The organism is Ilyobacter sp. (assembly GCF_041583315.1).
Classification (GTDB): domain Bacteria; phylum Fusobacteriota; class Fusobacteriia; order Fusobacteriales; family Fusobacteriaceae; genus Ilyobacter.
In genome coordinates, this window is the sequence record NZ_JBFHGC010000552.1 from 1 (window position 1) to 1,887 (window position 1,887).

Annotated in this window: 2 protein-coding genes; one reads left to right on the forward strand and one right to left on the reverse strand. The window is 37.6% G+C overall.

Features of this window, described 5'->3' with window-relative positions; translation table 11 throughout:
* The coding region (locus ABZA26_RS14110; protein ID WP_372715129.1) for a GDSL-type esterase/lipase family protein at window positions 1-482 on the forward strand (482 nt) is incomplete at its 5' end.
* Window positions 483-639: 157 nt separating this feature from the next.
* On the opposite strand, the gene ABZA26_RS14115 is transcribed toward ABZA26_RS14110, so the two are convergent.
* Window positions 640-1,851, reverse strand: coding sequence for a dTDP-glucose 4,6-dehydratase (locus ABZA26_RS14115; protein ID WP_372715130.1), 1,212 nt, complete (start codon window positions 1,849-1,851; stop codon window positions 640-642).
* Between the last annotated feature and the right edge of the window lie 36 nt (window positions 1,852-1,887).

Genomic DNA, 1,887 nt, shown 5'->3' on the forward strand with positions numbered 1-1,887 from the left:
AAACTATAATGCTGGGAGACAGCATAACCGAATGGAACCCTATGGAAAAAGAAAATGTCATAAATATGGGAATAGCCGGGGATACCACGAGGGATATTTTTTGGAGAATAGAAAATGTGAAGAGTATAGAGGCTGAAAAAGTGATTCTCATGGCTGGTGTCAATGACATATTTATGGGATTTCCTCTGGAAAAAACCTGTGATTTTTATAAAAAAATAATATCCTCTCTGAGAGAAAGTTTCCAAGAGATAATTTTACTGGCTGTGCTCCCTACAGAGGAGGAGAGGGTGAATGTAAAAATAGATCAGATGAACAGGTGTATAGAGGGGCTTGCAAAAGAGAATAGTCTCATGTTTTTTGACTTTTCAAAAATATTCTTTGATAATGATAATTCTTTAGACAGTTCTTTTTATGCTGACGGGGTGCACCTGTCTTCTAAGGGGTATGAGGCCCTGAATAAAGAAATTATAAGTATTCTTTAAACTAAAAAATATCTTACCACAGAGGCACAGAGTAAAAAGGAGGTTCACAGAGGAAGAAAATTAATAAGTTAAAATTTAGTTTACTTATTATTCTCTGTGAAAACTCTGAGGTCTCTGTGCCTCTGTGGTGAAACCTATTGGATCGAGGCTTTCACTATTATTTTTCATATGTCTCTTCGTAAAATTTTTGATAATCTCCGTCAACCACTTCCTCCACCCAGTCTTGATTTTCAAGATACCACTTCATAGTTTTTTCTATACCCTCTATAAATGGTGTTTCCGGATAAAACCCCAGCTCCTTTACAGTTTTACTAGGATCTATAGCATACCTGACATCGTGTCCCAGCCTGTCTTGGACATACTCTATGAGTCCATAACTTATATTTTTTGGACTACATTTTACTATGCCTTTAAACTCAGATTTCAGCTTTCCCTTTTCAGTAGTCAGCCTTTTAATTATGTCTATAGTCAGTTTTACTATATTTATATTCTGCTCCTCATTGAGGCCCCCTATATTATAGGCTTCCCCCAATTTCCCTTTATTTATAACCATATCTATTCCCCTGCAGTGATCCTCCACATATAGCCAGTCCCTCACCTGCTTTCCGTCACCATATACAGGAATCTTTTTCCCCTCCAATACATTTTTGATAATCAGCGGAATGAGTTTCTCCGGAAAATGATAAGGTCCGTAATTATTTGAGCATCTTGTGACATTTACAGGCATATGATATGTCTCAGCATAGGCCCTCACCAGCATATCAGCTCCGGCTTTGGATGTGGCATAGGGACTCCTGGGATCAAGAGGTGTTTTTTCTGTAAAAAACTTTTCACCGAAAATTTTAGGCATGACCTTTCTGTTTTTTAGTACCCATTTCATCTCTTCACTGTCAATTTGCATCTCTTTTCCGTCAGGATAGTCTGTAGTGAGAGTTCCGTAAACTTCATCTGTGGATACCTGCAAAAACTTCTTGTTTTCCTCATAAACAGGGTAGCCTTTTTCATCTATACCTTTGGTCCAGTGAGACTTGGCCACGTCCAATAAAACCTGTGTCCCGATAATATTTGTCTCGAGAAATATCCTGGGACCATCTATACTTCTGTCCACATGAGATTCTGCAGCAAAGTTGACTACATAATCAATATTTTGCCTTTGGAATATCCTGTCCACTAAGTCACCGTCACAGATATCCCCTTTCACAAAGGTCACTCTAGGGTCTTTTATCTCTTTTCTTATTGTTCCCAAGTTCCCTGCATAAGTGAGCTTATCCAGTATTATTAAATTTATTTTTTCATATTTTTTAAGCATATATTTTACAAAATTAGCCCCTATAAACCCGGCTCCTCCTGTTACTAAATAAGTCTTCACAACTTTTCCCCCATCTCCTCAAAAAATCTGTCTATG